This is a genomic window from Parabacteroides faecis (assembly GCF_014647375.1).
Lineage (GTDB): Bacteria > Bacteroidota > Bacteroidia > Bacteroidales > Tannerellaceae > Parabacteroides > Parabacteroides faecis.
The window spans coordinates 301,704-323,724 of record NZ_BMPB01000004.1; the positions used below are offsets into that span (position 1 = coordinate 301,704).

The following is a 22,021-nucleotide window of genomic DNA, read 5'->3' on the forward strand; positions in this document are numbered from 1 at the left end:
AATGGCAGAAGACCACCTCTCAGCAGGCCCATCTTCTGCCATTTTTGTTTTTGGCAGACTTTTTGTAAGACATTTCTTGTATAACACTTAATTAATTAGAGCATTATGAGCATGTATTGGATTATATTTATTGGTTTTGCCTTGTTAAGCTGGCTGGTATCTTCCCGACTGAAAAACAAGTTTGAGAAGTATTCTAAGATCCCTATGCCTAACGGTATGACCGGAAAGGATGTGGCTGAGAAGATGTTGCATGATAACGGCATCTACGACGTGAAGGTGATTTCTACTCCCGGACATTTGACAGACCATTACAATCCTGCAAATCAAACGGTGAATCTTAGTGAATCGGTATATTACAGTAATAGTATTGCTGCGGCAGCCGTTGCAGCCCATGAATGCGGTCATGCGGTACAGCATGCCACTTCGTATGCTCCGCTGAAGATGCGGTCGGCATTGGTACCGGTGGTCAGCTTCGCTTCGAATATTATGACGTGGGTGTTGCTGGGCGGTATGTTGCTGATCCATCAGTTCCCGCAGTTGCTGCTGTTCGGTATCATTCTGTTCGCATCGACGACATTGTTCAGCTTTATCACGTTGCCGGTCGAGATCAATGCCAGCCAGCGTGCGTTGGTATGGTTGAGCAGGGCCGGTATAACGAATGTCAGTACGCATGGTATGGCTGAAGATGCGCTGCGTTCTGCTGCTTATACCTATGTGGTGGCTGCTTTAGGGTCGTTGGCTACATTATTATATTATATAATGATTTTCCTGGGCGGAAGAAGCCGTGACTAAACGGAACTGATTGCGGCAGCGGATAAAACTGTCTGGTGCAGTGAATATAGCTGACTGCCGCACTTGATAAAAATAGCAGCCGCACTCAATTCAATTGGGTGCGGCTGCTATTTTTATTTCCTTTTCTTCTTTGTTCTGCTGAACTTACCTTCCATATAAAGTGCCCAGATTAGAAATCCGAGTGCCATTCCCATAAAGAGTAAACCTACAAATATAAAATCGGGCATGACTAATCCTCCTTTAGTTTAATGAATAATAAACCAATTCTTTTTCATAGTCTCGTTATCTTTTGATTATGATGCAAACATAATAAAAAGAAACCGGTAAAACAATCAACTTAACCGGAAAACTACGAAATTGAAACAAAATACCTACCTTTGCATTCCGAATAATAATTTAATAGCTAAAAGTCGGTTAGCTCCGACGATAAACAAGAGCAAACGATATATGCAGAAGCCGTCTATACCAAAAGGTACCAGAGATTTTTCGCCTGAAGAAATGGCGAAACGTAATTATATATTCAATACGATTCGTGAAGTATATCATCTGTACGGATTTCAGCAAATAGAAACCCCAGCCATGGAAAACCTGTCGACCCTGATGGGCAAGTATGGTGAGGAAGGTGATAAACTGCTTTTCAAGATATTAAACTCAGGAGATTGCTTTTCGGGCATCACCGATGAGGAGTTGCTGGAACGTAATGCCGTACGGTTCGGGGTGAAAGCCTGCGAGAAAGGTCTGCGTTACGACCTGACCGTTCCTTTCGCCCGTTACGTGGTGCAGCATCGCAATGATATAACATTCCCCTTCAAACGTTATCAGATACAACCCGTATGGCGTGCCGACCGTCCGCAGAAAGGCCGTTACCGCGAGTTTTACCAGTGCGACGGCGATGTGGTAGGTTCCGATTCGCTGATCAATGAAGTGGAACTGATCCAGATCATGGATGAGGTATTCTACCGTTTCGGCATCCGTGTCTGCATCAAGATGAACAACCGTAAGATCTTATCTGGTATTGCAGAGATCATCGGCGAAGCGGACAAGATCGTAGATATTACCGTGGCTATCGATAAGCTGGATAAGATCGGACTGGACAATGTGAATGAAGAACTTCGCTCGAAAGGGCTTTCCGAAGAAGCCATTGCCCGCCTGCAACCGATCATCATGCTGTCGGGAACCAACCGTGAGAAACTGGCTGTCCTGAAAGAACAGCTGGCTACCTCCGAGATCGCCATGAAGGGTATTGAAGAAATGACCTTCATCCTCGACCGTATCGACCAGTTGCCTATGCGTGCCGAACTGGAACTCGACTTGACCTTGGCCCGCGGATTGAACTATTATACAGGAGCTATCTTTGAAGTAAAAGCCCTGGATGTACAGATCGGAAGTATCACCGGTGGCGGACGATATGACAACTTGACCGGTGTATTTGGCATGGACGGTGTGTCAGGTGTCGGTATCTCTTTCGGTGCAGACCGTATCTTCGACGTATTGAACCAGCTGGATCTCTATCCTGCTGATTCGTTAATGACAACACAGCTGTTGTTTGTCAACTTCGGAGCGACGGAAGAAAGTTATCTGTTGCCCATTATCTCTCAGGTGCGTGCTGCCGGAATTCGTACCGAACTATTCCCGGAAGCAGCCAAGATGAAGAAGCAGATGGGATATGCCGATACAAAGAAAATCCCGTTTGTCGCTATCGTCGGCGAAACGGAAATGAACGAAGGAAAGATCAACCTGAAGAATATGATCACAGGCGAGCAAAAGCCTGTTACTGTGGAAGAGCTGATTGCACAGTTCTGATCAGATCAGAGATATTTTAATATGCAACGACTTCTCTTTTTACAGGAGAAGTCGTTGTTCCTTATACCTACCGTGAAATGAAAGCATATCAATTAATTCTCACTTTCGCATTATGCCTTTCGGCCTGCTCTTTCCAACCGCGTGCATCGTGGGTGACGACGACCGAAGGTGAACAATGGGTTGAACAAGACGATCTCGTCTCTGCATCTTCTGATACCATTCCTGATATCGATGCGGTTGTTCACACCGGTAAGAAACTCCAGAAGATAGACGGTTTCGGTGCCTGTTTCAACGAACTGGGCTGGATATCCCTGAGCAAACTCGACCCGACAGTCCGCGAAGAGATCCTCGAAGAGCTTTTCTTCCCGGAGATAGGAGCGAACTTTACCATCTGCCGTATGCCGGTAGGAGCCAACGACTTCTCCCGTGACTGGTACTCATATAACGAAACCGACGGGGATTTCGATATGCAATACTTCACTATCGCCAACGATCAACAGACATTGATCCCTTTCATCAAAGGTGCACAGAAATACAATCCTGACCTGAGTATCTGGGCTTCCCCCTGGTGTCCCCCTTCCTGGATGAAATACAATAAGCACTACGCCTCTGCTTATACCGGCGAAACCTATAGCGAGAAATACCGCAACGGTCTGCCCGCCGATAAAGTCGGCTACGAAGGCACAGACATGTTTATCCAGGATTCGCTTTATCTCCGGGCGTATGCCCTTTACTTTTCCAAATTCATCGAAGCCTACCGCGGACAAGGCATCGACATTTTTGCCGTCATGCCTCAGAACGAATTTAATTCGGCACAGATATTCCCCAGTTGTTGCTGGACTGCCGCCTCTTTGGCCGACTTTATCGGTAACTACCTCGGCCCGGCTATGAAGGAACTGGATGTCAAAGTTATGTTCGGAACGATGGAACGTGCCAACGAAACCCTTGTCGATACCATTCTGACCGATCCGGCAAGTGGAAAGTATATCAGCGGTGTCGGTTTCCAATGGGCGGGAAAAGGAGCGATCAAAGGAATCCACGAGCGTTATCCGGCTATGAAGCTCTATCAGACAGAGCAGGAATGCGGCGACGGCAGGAACGACTGGAGGGGTGCCGTTTATTCCTGGAACCTGATGCGTCATTACCTGGAGAACGGTGCATCCGCCTATATGTACTGGAATATCTCGCTCGACAAAGGTGGCATCAGCCGATGGGGATGGGCGCAAAATTCCTTAGTCGTAGTTGATCCCGATGCGAAAACTTTCCGTTATACACCTGAATATTACGTAATGAAGCATCTGAGCCATTATGTCCAGCCCGGTGCCCGCAAGCTCGAAACCTCCGGGCAGTACAGCAACCTGATGGCTTTCGTCAATCCTGACAAAAGTATTGTTGTCGCTTTGGCAAACGAAGGCAATGAAGAACGTCAGGTCTCTGTTGAAATCGACGGTAGTGTCTACCAGCCTGTACTGCCGGCTCATTCCATCGCTACGCTACTGATAGACTAATCTGGAATATATTATATATTAATGTAAGGGACGTAAGGTTTTAATCTTTTCGTCCCTTATTCTTTTTTCTTTTGGCAAGCCTGAAAATCAAATTTTAGCTAGCTCGAAATTAAATTTAAGTATACTCAAAAGAAAAGAATATTACTGGTTTTAGGTTAAAAGACAGCAACCTATGAACTACTTTCCTGCAACTTTTGTTCTAGTCGGGAAGCATGAGAGGCGGAATGTATAGTCATCCTGTCAGTCATGTCGGCGTATCTACCGGTTCGTTTATGCAAAATTGTCAGTCTTTTCCCTGTCAATTAATTTGGCACAGATTTCGCATAGGAGTTAACGTGAATTAGAAAATCACGTATAAACATAATATTATTAACATTAAAAATATATCAAAAGATGAACATTAGACCATTAGCAGACAGAGTGCTTATCAAGCCCGCTGCAGCAGAAGAAAAGACACTTGGCGGAATCATTATCCCGGATTCAGCAAAAGAAAAACCTTTAAAAGGTGAAGTTGTTGCCGTAGGTAACGGAACAAAGGATGAAGAAATGGTTGTAAAAGCTGGTGATACTGTATTGTACGGAAAGTATGCAGGAACAGAGATCGAACTGGAAGGTGAAAAGTTTCTGATCATGCGTCAGTCTGATATCCTGGCTATTATCTAATTCATTAACGGACAATAAAAAAATAATATAATCATGGCAAAAGAAATTAAGTACGATATGGATGCCCGCGACCTTTTGAAGAAAGGTGTGGACGAATTGGCAAATGCAGTAAAAGTAACATTAGGCCCGAAAGGCCGTAACGTGATCATCGAAAAGAAATTCGGTGCTCCTCACATTACAAAAGACGGTGTAACGGTTGCAAAAGAAGTTGAATTGGCTTGCCCGTTCGAAAACATGGGTGCACAGTTGGTAAAAGAAGTTGCTTCGAAGACTAACGACAATGCAGGTGACGGTACGACTACTGCTACTGTATTGGCACAATCTATCATCGGTGTCGGTTTGAAGAACGTTACAGCAGGTGCTAACCCAATGGACCTGAAACGCGGTATCGACAAAGCCGTTGCCAAAGTGGTTGAAAAGATCGCTGACCAGGCTGAAGAAGTAGGTGACCAGTTCGAAAAGATCGAACACGTAGCTAAAATCTCTGCCAACGGTGACGAAACGATCGGTAAACTGATTGCTGAAGCTATGCAGAAAGTGAAGAAAGAAGGCGTTATCACAGTAGAAGAAGCGAAAGGTACTGAAACTACAGTAGACGTAGTGGAAGGTATGCAGTTCGACCGTGGTTACATCTCTCCGTACTTCGTAACAAATACAGAAAAGATGGAATGCGAGATGGAAAATCCGTATATCCTGATCTACGACAAGAAGATCTCTGTATTGAAAGACCTGCTTCCTATCCTTGAACCGGCTGTTCAGAGCGGACGTCCTCTGTTGATCATCGCTGAAGATATCGACAGTGAAGCATTGGCTACATTGGTAGTGAACCGTCTGCGTGGTTCTCTGAAGATCTGTGCAGTGAAGGCTCCGGGCTTCGGCGATCGTCGTAAAGCGATGTTGGAAGATATCGCAGTGCTGACTGGTGGTGTTGTTATCTCTGAAGAAAAAGGTTTGAAACTGGAAGGTGCTACAATGGATATGTTGGGTACTGCCGAAAAGATCACTGTAGACAAAGATACTACGATCATTGTGAACGGTGCAGGCGACAAAGCAGCTATCCAGGCTCGTATCGGTCAGATCAAGACTCAGATCGAAAACACTACTTCCGATTACGATAAAGAAAAACTGCAGGAACGTCTGGCTAAGATGGCAGGTGGTGTAGCTGTTCTTTACGTAGGTGCTCCTTCTGAAGTGGAAATGAAAGAAAAGAAAGACCGTGTTGACGATGCTTTGCATGCAACCCGCGCTGCTATCGAAGAAGGTACAGTTCCTGGTGGTGGTGTAGCTTATATCCGTGCTATTGAAGCATTGGAAGGAATGAAGGGCGAAAACGAAGACGAAACAACAGGTATCGAAATCGTTAAACGTGCGATCGAAGAACCGTTGCGTCAGATCGTTGAAAACGCAGGTAAAGAAGGTGCCGTTATCGTTCAGAAAGTAAAAGAAGGTAAGGGTGACTTCGGTTACAATGCTCGTACAGACAAATACGAAAACCTGTGTGCAGCAGGTGTGATCGACCCGGCTAAGGTAACTCGTGTTGCTTTGGAAAATGCAGCTTCTATCGCTGGTATGTTCCTGACAACAGAGTGTGTGATCGCTGAAAAGAAAGAAGAAGGTCCTGCTATGCCTCCGATGAACCCGGGTATGGGTGGCGGTATGGGTGGTATGATGTAATTCTTCCCATCAAGATAAAACCGGAAACGGCTGCTTCCCGAAAAGGAAGTGGCCGTTTTTTTATTATATTTGTCGTGGTTTACATATATAATAATGTATAGTGATAAAGATTAAAGAAGGATTCAAAGGAGAACGATTCGTTTTCTTGCCGGACGAGTTGCTTGAAACGTATAGCCATGAGCCGCTTGTCGGCAATCTGTACGTTCGTAAGATCGGCTTCTTCCCGAAAGTCAAGTACCATTACGTACAAAAAGACCAGGGTTGCAGCTATGCTATGCTTATCTACTGTACGGAAGGAGAGGGGTGGTACACCATTCACGGCAAGACGTATCCGGTGAAACAGAATCAATACATTATTATACCTCCGAACGTTCCCTATTCGTTCGGAGCCTCCGAGGACGATCCCTGGACTATCTACTGGGTACATTTTATGGGGAAGCTGAGTGGCGAGTTCCTTCCGCCGACGCCCATACCCGGAACGATCCTTCCCGGCGAATATTCACGTCTGCAGGACAGAATACAATTATTCGAGGAAATCTACAGTTGTTTTTCGATGGGGTATATAAAGGAATATATGGTTTATTCCTCCATGTGCCTTTACATGTTTCTTACCTCTTTTTTATATCTGGAGCAGTACCGTTATATTAATTTACCTAACCATAAAGAGTATTCGTTCTCTTCGAGGGTGATCCATTATATGAATGAAAACCTGGAGCGGAATCTTACTTTAGACCAGTTGGCAGCCTACTTCAAATATTCCCCGTCGCACTTCTCCATGCTTTTCCAGCGGGAGACAGGCGTTTCGCCGATCAGTTATTTTATCCGGCTGAAGATACAGAAGGCATGCCAGTATATAGAGCTGACTGCGCTGAAACTGAATGAGATATCTACAAAGCTTGGTTTTGAAGAACCGGCATACTTTTCGCGTACTTTTACGAAGATAATGGGTATATCTCCCTCCGAATATCGCCGTCGGGAGTCCGAACATGGGATGGTCTGACAGGAATAACGTAGGTTGTACGTGAAAACGTGTAATTTGTCCTTTTTAAACTTGGAATAGGATAAGAAAGCATGGTTAAAGGGAAAAAAATATATCAAAAAAATAGTCTAACTAAAAAAGATATGTATCTTTGCGTTATGTTTTTGGTGCGAGGTATGCACTGTTAGGATTGAAAGAGATCCGTTGTTGAGCTTTATTTTTTATTACAAGATAGATTTATTAGAACTTTATATTTTATTACTAATTAAATTATTTGATTATGAACAAAAAGTTTTCTACTTTGTTCGCCGCGTTCCTTGTGGCAAGCAGTAGTTTTTCAATTTTTGCTCAAAATGCGGTACCAGCCTGGTATAAGACAGGTGATACTTACAAGGCTGCATTTGAAGATCCTACTGAAGCACAATTGAAAGCCGCTGCGAAATTTAACCTTCTCGATGGAGATGCGTTAGTAAATAAAACTCATCCGGTTAATATTTGGAAGTATACTTTACCTTTGAATAAGGTGGCTGATGCTACTCTTCTTCCTGGTATGTTTGTTTCTTTCGATTCTGAGGCCAGCCCTGTTGCAGGAGGTGACTATCTGTCAACTGGCGAGTTTTATGACAATGTTAATAAACCTCATTACGGTATTACAACAGTAAAGGATTTTAATTATCTGGGTGTTAGACCAACCAGAGAAGTTAAGAGCCGTGTTGAATTCGTATTTGATACAAGAGGTTTGACAGATGCAACAAGTTTCCATTTCTGGATTAGCCGTTTAGAAAACGTTAATGTAAACCGTAATCTGTTATGGAAGATTGAAAAAGCTGAAGTTTTAGAGCTGGATGGAACTACTCGTGGTGATCTTCCTTATGACGAAGTTTATGACGATGGTTTTAAAATTGACAAGAATGGTGTAACTGTAGGTGATAATACAACACCGGAGGCTTACCAGGTTATGTTCAATGCAACTGGCGCAGGTAAAATTAACATAGATAATGCTATTATCCGTGTTGTTCTTGAATCAGAATATTCTGTAGCTGATGAAAGTGAAACTTCTGATACTTTGGAACCTGTAACATTGTTCGGTGACATTAATCTTGATTTCATTCGTCCTCACGTAGAAATAGATTATGAAACAGAAAAAGAATTCCGTGTAGGTGTTAACCGTTCTACTGAATGCGATGCTTCTGAAATGGATGTTAAGATCTGGAAGTTCAATGATAAGATGGCTGGTGCTGAAACTCCTCACCATGTTCAGGCTACTTATTTGAAACTGAATGTGAAAGCTCCTATCGTTCTTGAAAAGATTGGTAATGTTGCTATTACTGAAGGTAACTTCTCTCAGGCAACAGAAGCTGACGGAAGTAGAAGTTTCTATGTACGTGCAGGTTTGTTCAATGAATATAATCCGGTTGACTGGTCAAACGTAAAGGTTGTTTATCATGTTGAACCAGGAACAAAGGTTGATCAATGGAAATTGGCTGACTATGTATTTGCAACAACAACTGCATCCAGTACAGATACAGCGTTTGTAAGACATAGCGTAGATGCTCGCGGTACTTTCAAATTCGGTGACGACCTGGTATTTACAAAATACGAAGAAGTGCTCGAAACAACTATCGACTTTACTTATCTGCCTATGTTTGTCAGTGACTGCGCGGCAGGTGGACCAGTTGCTAATATGTTGGTTGCTGAGTCAGGTAATTGCGATGGTGGTGTATTGGATCTTGAATTGTTGACTCCTGCTGATCCGGGTTCTACCGACAGATGGGAAGATAAGATTGAATTCTTAGGATTCAACTGGTACTTCGAAGGTAACTTGGTAGAAGCACATAAGCATACAAAATGTATTCCTGGAGAAGCTATTACTTGCCAGGGTAATCTGGCTGAAGGTTGGACAGTGAAAGCTGCTTTCCACTTTGCTTCAGAAAACATGAACATCGATCAGGATGAAGCTTATAATATAGAAGAAAAATGGGGCTTATTGGCAACATTGAATGCTCAGAATGATTGCGAAGGTTATTCAGGACAGGATTTGATCAATCTGGGTGAAGTTTATTATCCGGGTGTTCTGACTACATCTGCTCGTACTCAGCACGTATGGACTAACTGGAAAGGTGTTGAAACAGAAGATGGTACTGTTGCTACTGTATCAAGTACATTAGCTAATGTAATGAACATTACAGACGGTTTGCTTGCTGCTGCTGACAGAAATTCAGGAGGAGAAGGTCTTATCGGTTCTATAAGTGAAGCTGTTAAGGGTGGTGCTGAAGTATTTGCTGCTCCTTACTTTACTAATAAAGATTCTTATGTATGGGGTATCGGTGGTTCTTCTCGTAACCATGTCGTTCATGTATATGCTACAGGTTTGAAACCGGATGCTGACGATCCTAACTTTACAACTATCCGTCTGTACAAACAGGCTATGGAAATTGGTGAAAGAGAAGTATTACAGGATAGGAACTTCTATTTCTCAACAGAATATGCGAATGCTGTTTGGAATCGTGGTGATGTTGGTGGTCTTGAACCGCAACCAGGATCTGTTTGGCGTGGTGAAAGTGCTGGTGACACATTGTATATCCGTGTTCCGTACAAACAAGCAAATCTGGATGCCCTGAAAAATAACGGTATTGCTGTTAAGGTTAGATATACTCCTCAGTCTAGAACTGATTGGGTTCCGACAGAAGAAATCCTGACAGATATGGCTCAGTTCGGTCTGTTGACGAATGATGCAGGCGACGGTAAAGCTAATCATCCGGGATGGGAAAAAGAATTGACAGGTTTCAATCAGTTCAATGTAGTTGGTTCTGTATTTAAAGGTCTTGTTTCTACTATGACAGGTGACAAACCGGTAGGTGCTTATACTAGCTTGTTAGGAAATATCCAGGATCTTGATGAGTTTGAACATGGTGAATATGATTCTAATGTATTCCGTGATCTTTATACTAAGAACTATGCTACTTATTACCTGGGTCAGGAACAGTGCTACGAAGTGAAAGACGGTACTTTCGTTATCGCAGGTTTGAACCTTGTTGCTCCGGTAACAGTGGAAACAAGCATGTCTAATAAGATTGGTGCATTCGATCACGATACAACTGTTATCATTGGTACTTTGGATGCTGGCAAATTGATTCCTAACAAATATGGTGAATTACTTGCTTACGTTAAGTCTACATTCAAACCGTCTGACAAGGCTGGTATCGTTCCTGATACAATCCATTCAGCAATTGATAACAAAGACTTCATCTATAATTATGTAAATGACACAGTTCGTCTGTATCCGATGCAGATCAAAGACCAGATCAGCTGGACTTATGTATATGGTTTGGATGAAAAGTATGCTGATAAAAATGTAGAAAACAATAAGGGACAAACTAACAGTTATACTAACTTGTTCTATATCTACGGAGCTTATCGTAACGATACTGTAGCTACTCGTATCTATGGTGATGTTAAACAACCTGAACTGTATTTCGCTGCTACAGCTGATACAAAGGCTGCTAAGTTGGCTAAGTTAGACTTCGGTGCTGTTACATTTATTGATGATGACATTGCTGCAACTAAACAAATCTATCTGATTGGTAAAGACCTGCCGGCAATCGATCCTACTGAAGAAGTATCTAAAGTAATCGCTATCTCTCCTGCTGGTGCATTGATCGCTTCTACAGAAGGTAAGAACCAGGCTGAATATGTAAGCGAAGCTATTATTCCGGTTTCTATCGACCTGTTGGCTGATAAGAACGACCATGACTTGGTTGCAGACGTATTAGCAGCAAGCACATTGTGCAACTGTACAGTAGATCTTCCGGTTAATTATTCTCCGGTTCTGAGTGCTCCTGTAGTTGATACTAAATATTTGTCTGACAACATTAACGGTAGCAAGGCTGAATTCAGATGGTCTGCAGTTCCGGGTGTTCATTACTACAAAGTAGAACTTGGTCAGTACGAAAAACAGAACACTTCTAAGAATATCTTTATCTCTGAAGTGAAAGCTGAAGAAGGTACAATCATGGTTGAATTGTTCAACGGAACAGGTGAAGTAATCAATCCGTTGTTGCACCACAACTATAAGCTGACTATCATGAAGAATGGCGCTGAATATAAGACAATGGATGTTATTTCAACAAATACTCATTTGAATGAAGCTTATAAGGCTGAAGCATTTGGCGTTGACGCTGATTTGAGCCCGGCTAACACTTATACAGTTCTGTTGAAAGAAGGTGGCAAGCAGATCGATATCTTCGAATTCACTAACACAACTCGTTTGTCTCGTGACGAAAAAGATGGTCTTGAAGAAAACACTGGCGCATTCAATAAGAATGACTGGAATCCTGACTTCGGTTCTCTGCCGGTAGCTAGTTATATGGAAGAATCACCTAAGTGGGATTTCATCTTTGTACAAGGTATTGAATCTGAAGAAGTAGGTCCTACGTCAACTTCAATCAGAGCAATCAACTTGAAACCGCAGACTGAATATGCAGTACGCGTAACAGCTTACAGCTATTCTCCTTCAGTAGTGAAAGCTGCAGCTTCTGAAATCGCTAAGTTTGGTACTTCAATCTTCACAGAAGGTTCTGGTGATATGAAGTTCGACGAAGATTCTTACAACCCGCCGACAGATAACGAAAATATCTCGACAGATGCAGTTAAGGTAATCGGTGGAGTAGGTGCTGTAACGATCCAGGGTGCTGCTAACAAGACTGTAGTTGTTACAAATGTATTAGGACAGACAGTTGCAAGAACAGTTGTTTCTTCTGATAACGTTAAGATTTCTGCTCCTGCAGGTATCGTAGTTGTAGCTGTAGAAGGCGAAAGCGCAGTGAAAGCTGTTGTTAAGTAAATAATATACCGGAAAGACTGAACAGTCTGAAAGTATTCCAACATAGAAACTCCGTCGGGAAACCGGCGGAGTTTTTTTATGATGGAATGTTGTTACGGCAAATTGTATGCTTCTTTTCTTGAAAATTCAGATGAAATAATATAAAAAGAACGTCTGAATATTTTGCAGTATGAAAAAAAACACTACCTTTGCACCGCAATCACGAGAGATTGCTTACCTGAAAGTAATGAAATGCCCAGGTGGCGGAATTGGTAGACGCGCACGTTTCAGGTGCGTGTGTCGCGAGGCGTGCAGGTTCGAGTCCTGTTCTGGGCACTTCCGAAAGCGGACAACTTATAAAGTTGCCCGCTTTTTTTATGTCCGTATTTTTTTATATATTTGAGCCAAAATGGAGAGGATGCAGCAATATACGGAAGATGAAATAGTAGAACAACTGCGGGATCCGGCCCGGCAAAGGGATGCTTTTGCCAGAGTCGTGAGCCTTTACGGGGAAAAGTTATACTGGCAGATACGAAAGATGGTATTGAGCCATGACGATGCAAATGACCTTTTGCAGAATACTTTTCTGAAAGCCTGGACAAATATCGATTATTTCCGGGGCGAGGCGAAGTTGTCTACCTGGCTGTATAAAATTGCCATCAACGAATGTATTACCTTCCTGAACCGTCAGCGGAATATGAACAATGTATCGATCGACGATACCGACATCTTTTTGCTGGAACGTCTGAAAGGAGACGAATACTTTGACGGTGACGAAGCTCAGATGAAGTTGCAGAAAGCGATTCTCACCTTACCGGAGAAACAACGTTTAGTGTTTACCATGAAATACTTTGACGAGATGAAATATGAAGATATGTCAGAGGTTCTCGGAACTTCTGTCGGTGCCTTGAAGGCCTCTTATCATCATGCAGTCAAAAAAGTCGAGGAGTTTTTAACAAAAGACATTTAAACCTTTTGGGCAGAAGCTCGTCAAAGGTGTATTAAAACGGAAGTGTATGGAAAAAGAACAAAACAATCTGGATCGTTTTAAAGGAAAGAATCCTTTTACTGTGCCCGATGGGTACATGAAGGATCTCACGGCTAATATAATGAGCCAGTTGCCGGAGAAGCCGCGCGTAGAGGCAAAGAAAGTCTCTATGATAGACCGTGTGCGTCCCTGGTTGTATATGGCGGCGGTATTTGCCGGGCTGGGATTGTTCTTTAAAGCAATAGTCGGTTTCGACGGTGAAAAGAGCCAGTCTGATACACTGTTGGTGCAGTCGACAGATGCATCGGAAACAAAAGCTGCGATACTCGAAGCGGAAAATGAAGAATATCTGGAATATCTGGAAGCCCAGTATACAGATTATCTTTTAGCAGAAGAATTGGGCAATTATGAATAAATTGACGAAAAAAAGAAGTTATTAGCATATTTTTGTAATAATAATTGTATGAGCAAAATATTTTTTATTACATTTGTGGCGATTTCAGTTTTATTCTCTTCGAAAGTGTTGGCGCAGGGAGATAAACAACATCGACATTTTGACAAGGAGGCCTTTCAGGCAAAAAGAAATGCCTTTATTACAGCTGAAGTAGGGTTGACACCGGAAGAAGCTGCAGCTTTCATTCCTTTGTGTAATGAATTGCAGGAGAAGATGTTTGAAGTTGGCCGTGAATGCCGTAGACTGTCAAAGGATCTGAAGCATATGAAATCTCCGACGGAAAGCGATTATTCAAAAGTAAATGATGAATGTATCGGAGTCAAGATGAAGGAGGCAGCTTTAGAGAAAGAATATTACGAAAAATTTAAAAAGATATTATCGCCAGAGAAACTTTATAAATATAGGCGTGCCGAATATAAGTTTGCACGAAGTTTTATGAAGGGACCGGATGATAAGAAAGAAGAAAACAAGAAAAAATAAAATATTATCATTATTTGTGTTTTTTGTTTAGATTTAGTTTTGGCGTTTAAGTTAAGGGAGGGGTGGCGACGTGATGTCGGTTCCCCTTTTGTTTTTTATAAACCTTTCGATTTAGCTTCATCCCATATCTTATCCATCTCTTCCAAAGACATTTCTTTTAGTGAGCGTCCTTCTTTAATGGTATGATCTTCCAGATAGTTGAAACGGCGGATAAACTTCTGGTTCGTGCGTTCCAGTGCGTTGTCAGGATTGATCTTATACAAGCGGGCGGCATTGATCAGGCTGAAGAACAGGTCGCCGAATTCAGCTTCCATCTTATCCGCATCCATTTTGTCGATCTCTTCTTTCAGCTCTGTGAATTCCTCGTGCACTTTATCCCATACCTGGTCGCGTTGTTCCCAATCGAAACCGACGTTGCGGGCTTTATCCTGGATACGGTGGGCTTTAACGACAGAGGGAAGGGAAGAAGGGACACCTTCCAGTACAGTTTTGTTTCCGCCTTTTTCTTTTAGTTTTATCTGTTCCCAGCTTTGTTCTACCTTCTGGGCAGTATCTGCAGATGCATCGCCGAATACGTGCGGATGACGGAAGATCAGTTTCTGGCAGAGGCTGTCGCATACATCTTTGATATCGAAAGCTTCTTTCTCTTCACCGATCTTTGCATAGAAAACGATATGCAGGAGCAGGTCACCCAGTTCTTTCTTGATGTTGTAGTTATCATTCTTCATGATTGCATCGCACAATTCGTAGGTTTCCTCGATTGTGTTGGTGCGCAGACTCTCGTTTGTCTGTTTTCTGTCCCAGGGACATTTCACCCGGAGTTCATCCAGGATGTCGAGTAGTTGCCCGAAGGCTTCCATTTTTTCTTCTCTTGTTGCCATTGAATAAGATGCCAATTTGATAATGTGCCAAATATGCCAATTGAAATACTCTTTTCGCTTGAGAGTATCCAATTGGCATATTCGCACATTGATTTATTTATTACTTTTTATTTTGCTCTTTGAAAGCTTTCAATCCGTTTTCAAGGAATTGTATATATTTCGATACATCTTCGTTGAAGGCGTAAGACGGGCCGAGCGGTTTGCCTTCGTCATTCAACAGAATGTAGAAAGGTTGCGCATTGGCTCCGAACTTGCTTCTTTGGAGATAACTCCATTTGTCACCGATCGTTTTCAGTTTACGGACTTTACCGTGTTCTTCTATTTCTATCGGTTTGGGCAGTTTGGTTTTGTCGTCTACCATCAGGGTGATCAGTACGTAATCCTTCTCTAGTAATTGTTTTACTTTCGGATCTGTCCATACGGATGCTTCCATCTTACGGCAGTTTACACAACCGAAACCGGAGAAGTCGATCATAACCGGCTTGTTTACCCGTTTGGCATAAGCCATACCACTTTCGTAATCATCGAAGGGGGCATGTACTTCATCGTTGTACAGACTGAAATCCTGTGTGTACAAAGGAGGAGCAAAGGCACTGATCGATTTCAGCGGTGCACCCCAAAGTCCAGGTATCATATAAACGGCGAAACCAAAGGAGATGATTGCCATGAAAAGACGTGGTACGGATACATATTTTACATCGCTGTCATGGCTGAATTTGATCTTGCCCAGCAGGTAGAGTCCTAACAGGAAGAATATTACGATCCATAAAACGATAAATACTTCGCGGTCAAGCAGACGCCAGCCGTAAGCCAGGTCGGCAACAGAAAGGAATTTTAATGCCAATGCCAGTTCCAGGAAGCCTAATACCACTTTGACAGAGTTAAGCCATCCACCGGATTTAGGCATACTTTGCAGCATATTCGGGAAGATAGCGAATAAACTGAACGGAATGGAAAGTGCCAACGCAAATCCGAACATTCCGATAGCCGGACCCACAGCCGTACCCATAGATGCCGCTTGTACCAGCAGTGTACCGATGATCGGACCCGTGCAGGAGAAAGATACCAGTACCAGTGTAAACGACATGAAGAAGATACTTAATATACCGGTCGTAGAATCCGCTTTACTATCCAGTTTTGTAGTCCATGATGCAGGTAATACCATTTCAAATGCCCCGAAGAACGAGATAGCAAATACAACCAGCAACAGGAAGAATATGATATTGAAAATAGCGTTTGTCGATAGGTCGTTCAAGGCGCTTGCCCCGAAAATACCTGTGATGAGTAATCCCATCACCAAATAAATCACGATGATAGACAGGCCATAAGTGACGGCATCGCGGATCGCTTTCTTCCGGTCTTTGGTACGTTTCAGGAAGAAACTGACCGTCATCGGGATCATTGGCCATACACATGGAGTCAGCAAGGCGATCAGTCCCCCCAGGAATCCGGCGAAGAAGATGAATAACCAGGAAGTATCTGTTGCTGTAACGGTTGTGTCGCCATACGCTTTCAGGTCATCGATAACAGGTGTCCATAAAGCTGCGTCGTCTGTCAGTGCGTTGGCAATCTTTTCCGGATTAGCGATGACTACCTCTTCTTTGGCTACCGGATCAGGTGTAGTAAGGGTTTTCCCTTCTTCTATGACCAGGTTTGTGTCCGGTAGTTCTTTTGTCACATCGTCTTTTTCCACGACAGGGGCATCGGCAGGCAATGTCAGTTTTGTATTTTTGCTGTCGAAAGCAAAGCTCACACGGTCAGGCGGCAGACAGGTTTCGTCGTTGCAGACCATAAATTCTACTTCACCTTCAATCTTGAACTTTTTAGGATCGAGGATTTTTACCTTTTGGGTAAAAGTAACGGCACCGGGGAACCAGCGGAGGTCCATTGCAAACTGCTCGTCGTAAACGACAGTCGGTTTGATGTTGGACACCGGTTGTCCGATCAGTTCTGCCCCCTGAAGCGTTTCAAAGGTGAACGAGGTCGATACAGGTCCTCCTTCCGGCAGATTCATATCGTATAAATGCCAGCCCTTTTCGATCGTGGCGGCGAATACGATTTCTTTTTCGGCAGATTTGGAGTCCTCCAGTTTTATTTTCCACTTGACAGGCTGATGGATTTGAGCCTGTACGGCCAGTGTTACGAACACCAGCAATAAGATGCTAAAGAGTTTCTTCATTACTATGTATATATTTCTGTCTGTGTTTATTTAGCTAATGACACGAAAGCATCCGGGATACGTGTTTCGAAGCGCATTTCTTCTCCTGTCTCCGGATGAATAAAGTAGAGCCGTCGGGCATGAAGCATCAGCCGTCCGGCGGGATCGGTCTCTGCGCCGTACTTATAATCGCCGGCGATCGGGTGTCCGATGGATTCCATTTGGACACGTATCTGGTTTTTGCGGCCTGTTTCCAGGTCGAGCTCCAGCAAAGAATAATGGCCGTTGCTATGCAACACGCGATAACGGGTGATCGCTTCTTTTCCTTCGCCTTCGGCTGTTACATAAACCTGCATTTTCGTATTTTCAATCAGGTTGGAGACGATCAGGTCGGAGTCTTTTTCCGGGCGACCTTCCACAACGGCAACGTACGTGCGTTCGGTGATTGCCGAGTTCCAGTTCGATTGCAGAGCTTTTTGCACGCGCTGGTTCTTGGCGAACATCATCAGTCCGGACGTATCACGGTCGAGACGGTGCAGGACAAAGATCTTGCTTCGCGGATCATTTTTCTTGACATAATCGCTAAGCAGATGGTAGGCAGTACGTTCTTTTACACGATCGCTGGAAACAGACAGGAGTCCGTTTTTCTTGTTGACAACGATCAGGTTGTCATCTTCCCAGACAATATGCAGCAAGGGGTTACTGAACTCCACCTTCCCTCGTTCGTAACTGATCTCGACTTCGTCTCCCGGCACTAAAGGAGCGTTGAACAGGGAAGTAACTTTCCCGTTTATCAAGATTTGTCCGTGGGCAAGTAATGCCTTAACGGAACTTTTGCTCTGTTCGCTCAACAATTGAAACAGAAAAGCAAGCAATGTATTCTCTTCCTTAACCGAAACTTTGCGTCCGCGAGGGGCTTTTTTTAGATTTGTGTCTTTGTAACCTGAGCGTCTTCTCATTTTATTTCATAAATAATTTACAAAGATACTGGCAATTGCGGAATGTTGCAAGCTGTGTTTCATAATCTTGGGGTCTGTTTAAATTTTATTCAATAAATATTGTATTGACTTTTTCTCGTTTGTGCAAACATTCATCTTTTCAAACATAGGTGTTTTGTCGTTAAATCATATATGTTTTGATGACAAAACACCTATGTTTGGCTTATTAAATACGTAAGTATTTCCTGTAACCGCTCGGCGGCTTTTTTCAAATGGGTAGGCATCGCTTTGTGAATGGATAGGCACTCGTTTTCAGGCTCTGTTGTTTGTTGATATTTTGTCTTTAATCGGAGTCACTATATGTATACATGGAGCTTAGATGATGATATTCAACAATTAACCAGTGACGCCGGAGGCTATTCCCGGCGTCACTGGTTAATTGTTGAATATCAATCTGTATACTCTGCGTTTTAAATAGTGACGCCAAAAATCGATCGGAATGCATGAAGCTGGCAGGCTTCTTAATCGTTGGCGATGCTCTTGTTGCTCGGTTAGTGAGTTGCTGCAGTCAGTCCGTTTATTGTTTCAACCAGGCGGATAAATTCCCGTTTGTAACCTTGGCGATCGTTTACCAGTCCGCTTTGTGCCAGAGAGATCACCTGATTATATGACCCTGTTCCTTTGTATTCGGAGTTGCGCAGTAGCTGACCGAACATGGCGACAGCCGATGCAAAATAGAAATCAGGGGAAAGCTTGTTGCTGTTGTTTGCTTTCAATTTAGTCTCTATCAGTTGGCTGACGTCGCTGTTGGGAGCTTTGTAACGCAAGCGTATAGTCAGTAACTCCGGTTCTGCAAACTGCATGGTGCGGGGAGCATTGTTCGGTTTTATTTCGTAAAAAGCCGTAACCGTATGTCCGGCCCCCATTTCACCGGCATCTTTAGTGTCGTCGTTGAAGTCCTTGTTATTCAATAAGCGGCTTTCGTAGCCGACCAGACGATATTCCTGTACCTGTTTAGGATTGAAAACAATCTGTAACTTCACGTCTTTGGCTACGGCATACATCGTACCTCCAAACTCATGGACGAGCGTTTTGTTTGCTTCCTGAATATTATCGATATAGGCATGATTGCCGTTTCCTTTTTCGGCGAGCACCTGTATCTTGTTATCCTTGTAATTTCCCATTCCATAACCCAGAACAGTCAGGAATACACCGCTTTTACGTTCTTTTTCGACTAATCGTTCCAATCCTTCGGAAGATGATACTCCCACATTGAAATCACCATCGGTACAGAGTATCACGCGGTTGTTTCCTTCCCGGATATAATTCTTCCGTGCAATATCATAAGCGAGTTGAATACCGGCACCACCGGCAGTTGAACCTCCAGCTGTCAGTTCATCGAGTGCTTCGCGGATCTTTTGCTTATTACTTCCGGAGGTAGATGGAAGTACCACACCTGCTTCTCCGGCATACACCACGATGGCTACGCGATCTTCTTCCCGCAGATTATTGATCAGGAGCTTCAGGGATGACTTAACCAATCCCAGGCGGTCCGGCCCATACATGGAACCTGATACATCAACGAGGAAAACCAGATTGGAAGCCGGTAGATTTTCAGAAGGAATCTCTTTCGCTTTTAGTCCGATACGGACCAGTTGGTTTTCCTTGTTCCAGGGACATGGTCCTATTTCGGTAGTGATTTTTACCGGATCTTTCCCTACTGGCTGTTCATAGCTGTAGGAGAAATAGTTGATCAATTCTTCTACGCGGACCGCATCGGCCGGAGGGTTTTGCCCTTCATTGATATAGCGCCGGATCGTCCCATAAGAAGCGGCATCGACATCGATCGAAAAAGTGGAAAGCGGTTCGTTCTTGACTTTCCTGAATTTGTTTTCTGCCAGTTGGTTATATTCGTTTCTGTTTATTTCCTGATCGTAATAATCGGATGAGGATGTGGTCACCAAAGCTTCGCAACAAACGATTTCTTCTTCTGCAATGATGGGAGCAGCGTCTTCAACGATAGAGAGAACCTCTACCTGTGCCTTCGTCTTTTTCTGTGTTTGTGCCTCAGCCTGCGCCGGATGCGGAACCGGAGGGGGTGTGCAGATTAACGGTTTTTCCTCGACAGGTACTTTAGCCGGACAGATCGCGATAACTGTACTGTCTGTGTTTATTACTTCTTTTGTTTCCGGTATCTGCTTTATTACCAGGAGAAACAGACCGGCAGCCAGGATAGATGCCGTGAGTAAGCTGATGATTGTTGTTTTCGTTTTCATGACTGATCCTGTTTAATGATTAATGAATTGCTTTTACCTGATAGATGCCGCGATAAAGGCGGATTCCATAAATGTTTCGAACTTTTTTGAGAAAGATTTTAATTTAAAGTTTACATTTGTAGAAAAAACGAGAACAACTTGCTGTTTTTCAGACGTAACATATCGACCTATTCAGATAGCGAACTGCTGCAATTATATAAGGAAACCGGGAAAAGCGATTATTTCGGTGAACTGTATAATCGCTATATTCCATTGCTATACGGGTTGTGCCTGAAATATTTGCAGGAAGAAGAGAAAGCACAGGATGCTGTCATGCAATTGTTCGAAGACCTGCTGCCGAAACTTTCGCGTTACGAGATACGGGAGTTCAGAACCTGGATTTACAGTGTGGCAAAGAACCATTGTTTCCAGCTTTTGCGGAAAGAAAATCCCGAAATAGCAACTGATTTTGACCGGCAATTTGTGGAATCGTACGATTTATTGCATCTATTAGATAAAGAAGAGACTAGCGACGATGCTCGTACGGCAGCCCTCAAGCACTGTCTGGAGAAGCTGCCCGAACCGCAGCAACGTTGTATCCTGTCTTTTTTTATGGAAGAAATGTCGTACGTCGATATCGTAGAGCAGACCGGATATCAGCTCAAAAGCGTAAAAAGTTATATTCAGAATGGCAAGCGCAATCTGAAAAGTTGTATTGAAAAGAGAATGGCGCAATGAAAAATCTGTTGCAATACATACAAGGTTCACGAAAAGGCAAGGAAGCCCATCGTCTGGAAAAAGAGGCGATGAGAGATCCTTTCTTGTCCGATGCACTGGATGGTTATCAGACAGTGGAAGGCAACCATGTGGAAAGTATTGAAGCAATGCGCCGCCGTATTTCCCGCCGTACCCGTTCCCAAAGAGATCTGATTGCAAAATGGAGTATTGCAGCCAGCTTGTTGATCTGCCTGGGATTTGGCAGTTACTTCTGGTTCAACAGGGAAGTTGGCCTGCCGAAAGAGTTGCAGTCGATGGTTATACAGGAAGAAGCCGTTACACCGCCACTTCCTCCTGAACCGGTGATAGCCCGGGCTGCTGCTACCGGCGAATTACAGGAAGAAACGGAAGCGATGCAAAAGAAAGCTCTGGCAGCAGCGAAAAAGCCTGAAGCCAAGATGCGGCAGGCAGCACCTCCGCCGGCACCTTTGGCCGCTGCTCCTGCGACAGCCGAAGTCTTGTCTATTGTTGAAGATGACGCCGATGTGGCAGAAATGATCGTGGCAGAAGAAGAAGTAGCGATGGATGTAACTATGGCCCGTGCCCCGATACACCGGCCGGAACCCGTTATCGGTTATAAAGCCTATGAGGAATATTTGCGTAAGGAACTGATTCGTCCGCAAGACTCGATTTGTAAAGGAATAACCGGAATAGTCGTTGTTGAATTTCATATCGATGACAAAGGCCGCCCTGTCAATCTGGAAGTCAAACGAAGCCTGTGTGCATCGGCGGATAAGGAGGCACTTCGTCTGATCGAAAAAGGCCCGGATTGGAAAGTGGATACGGCTCGGGTTATTGCTCCTGTCCTTTTCGCTCCGTAAACAATCTTCGAATATCTTTAATTAGTCC

General features: G+C 43.7%; 16 protein-coding genes and 1 tRNA gene. 13 read left to right on the plus strand and 4 right to left on the minus strand.

The window, feature by feature from the left end; genetic code table 11:
* Positions 1-105: 105 nt before the first annotated feature.
* From IEY67_RS07200 to IEY67_RS07250, 11 genes are all read left to right on the plus strand, one after another.
* The gene (locus tag IEY67_RS07200) at positions 106-792 is read left to right on the plus strand and encodes a zinc metallopeptidase (protein WP_122353353.1); all 687 of its coding nucleotides are present in this window, start codon (positions 106-108) and stop codon (positions 790-792) included.
* Between the two features lie 447 nt (positions 793-1,239).
* Complete coding sequence (gene hisS, locus IEY67_RS07205; RefSeq protein ID WP_122376289.1) at positions 1,240-2,595, plus strand: histidine--tRNA ligase; 1,356 nt, start codon at positions 1,240-1,242, stop codon at positions 2,593-2,595.
* Between the two features lie 77 nt (positions 2,596-2,672).
* On the plus strand, positions 2,673-4,103 hold the full coding sequence (locus IEY67_RS07210; RefSeq protein ID WP_122376290.1) for a glycoside hydrolase family 30 protein: 1,431 nt from the start codon (positions 2,673-2,675) through the stop codon (positions 4,101-4,103).
* Positions 4,104-4,496: 393 nt separating this feature from the next.
* Positions 4,497-4,766, plus strand: a complete 270-nt coding sequence (locus IEY67_RS07215; protein WP_122376291.1) for a co-chaperone GroES — start codon at positions 4,497-4,499, stop codon at positions 4,764-4,766.
* A gap of 33 nt (positions 4,767-4,799) precedes the next feature.
* Complete coding sequence (gene groL, locus IEY67_RS07220) at positions 4,800-6,440, plus strand: chaperonin GroEL (protein WP_122353358.1); 1,641 nt, start codon at positions 4,800-4,802, stop codon at positions 6,438-6,440.
* Positions 6,441-6,540: 100 nt separating this feature from the next.
* Complete coding sequence (locus IEY67_RS07225) at positions 6,541-7,440, plus strand: AraC family transcriptional regulator (RefSeq protein WP_122376292.1); 900 nt, start codon at positions 6,541-6,543, stop codon at positions 7,438-7,440.
* A 259-nt stretch (positions 7,441-7,699) separates the two neighbouring features.
* Positions 7,700-12,262: a DUF6383 domain-containing protein gene (locus IEY67_RS07230; RefSeq protein WP_183668955.1), complete on the plus strand. Its 4,563-nt coding sequence runs from the start codon at positions 7,700-7,702 to the stop codon at positions 12,260-12,262.
* A gap of 233 nt (positions 12,263-12,495) precedes the next feature.
* Positions 12,496-12,577, plus strand: a tRNA-Leu gene (locus tag IEY67_RS07235).
* Positions 12,578-12,659: 82 nt separating this feature from the next.
* Entirely contained in the window at positions 12,660-13,211 is a 552-nt protein-coding gene (locus IEY67_RS07240; RefSeq protein ID WP_122353361.1) for an RNA polymerase sigma factor, read from the plus strand.
* A 46-nt stretch (positions 13,212-13,257) separates the two neighbouring features.
* On the plus strand, positions 13,258-13,644 hold the full coding sequence (locus tag IEY67_RS07245; RefSeq protein ID WP_122353362.1) for a hypothetical protein: 387 nt from the start codon (positions 13,258-13,260) through the stop codon (positions 13,642-13,644).
* Positions 13,645-13,692: 48 nt separating this feature from the next.
* Entirely contained in the window at positions 13,693-14,163 is a 471-nt protein-coding gene (locus IEY67_RS07250; RefSeq protein ID WP_122353363.1) for a hypothetical protein, read from the plus strand.
* A 95-nt stretch (positions 14,164-14,258) separates the two neighbouring features.
* On the opposite strand, the gene mazG is transcribed toward IEY67_RS07250, so the two are convergent.
* The 4 genes from mazG to IEY67_RS07270 form a co-directional block, all read right to left on the minus strand.
* Positions 14,259-15,044 carry a nucleoside triphosphate pyrophosphohydrolase gene (mazG, locus tag IEY67_RS07255; protein ID WP_183668957.1) on the minus strand — a complete coding sequence of 262 codons (786 nt, stop codon included), beginning with the start codon at positions 15,042-15,044 and terminating at the stop codon, positions 14,259-14,261.
* Positions 15,045-15,144: 100 nt separating this feature from the next.
* Complete coding sequence (locus IEY67_RS07260) at positions 15,145-17,223, minus strand: protein-disulfide reductase DsbD family protein (protein ID WP_183668959.1); 2,079 nt, start codon at positions 17,221-17,223, stop codon at positions 15,145-15,147.
* A 26-nt stretch (positions 17,224-17,249) separates the two neighbouring features.
* A complete protein-coding gene (locus IEY67_RS07265; RefSeq protein ID WP_183668961.1) occupies positions 17,250-18,161 on the minus strand; it encodes an RluA family pseudouridine synthase in 912 nt (303 codons plus the stop codon).
* 530 nt (positions 18,162-18,691) lie between these two features.
* A complete protein-coding gene (locus tag IEY67_RS07270; RefSeq protein WP_183668963.1) occupies positions 18,692-20,416 on the minus strand; it encodes a vWA domain-containing protein in 1,725 nt (574 codons plus the stop codon).
* A 138-nt stretch (positions 20,417-20,554) separates the two neighbouring features.
* Between IEY67_RS07270 and IEY67_RS07275 the strand changes: the two genes are divergently transcribed.
* A complete protein-coding gene (locus tag IEY67_RS07275) occupies positions 20,555-21,133 on the plus strand; it encodes an RNA polymerase sigma factor (RefSeq protein WP_075556863.1) in 579 nt (192 codons plus the stop codon).
* Positions 21,130-21,993 (plus strand): energy transducer TonB, encoded by an 864-nt coding sequence (locus IEY67_RS07280; RefSeq protein WP_183668965.1) that lies wholly within the window; start codon positions 21,130-21,132, stop codon positions 21,991-21,993. Before IEY67_RS07275 ends, IEY67_RS07280 begins: the two co-directional genes overlap by 4 nt.
* Positions 21,994-22,021: the final 28 nt, after the last annotated feature.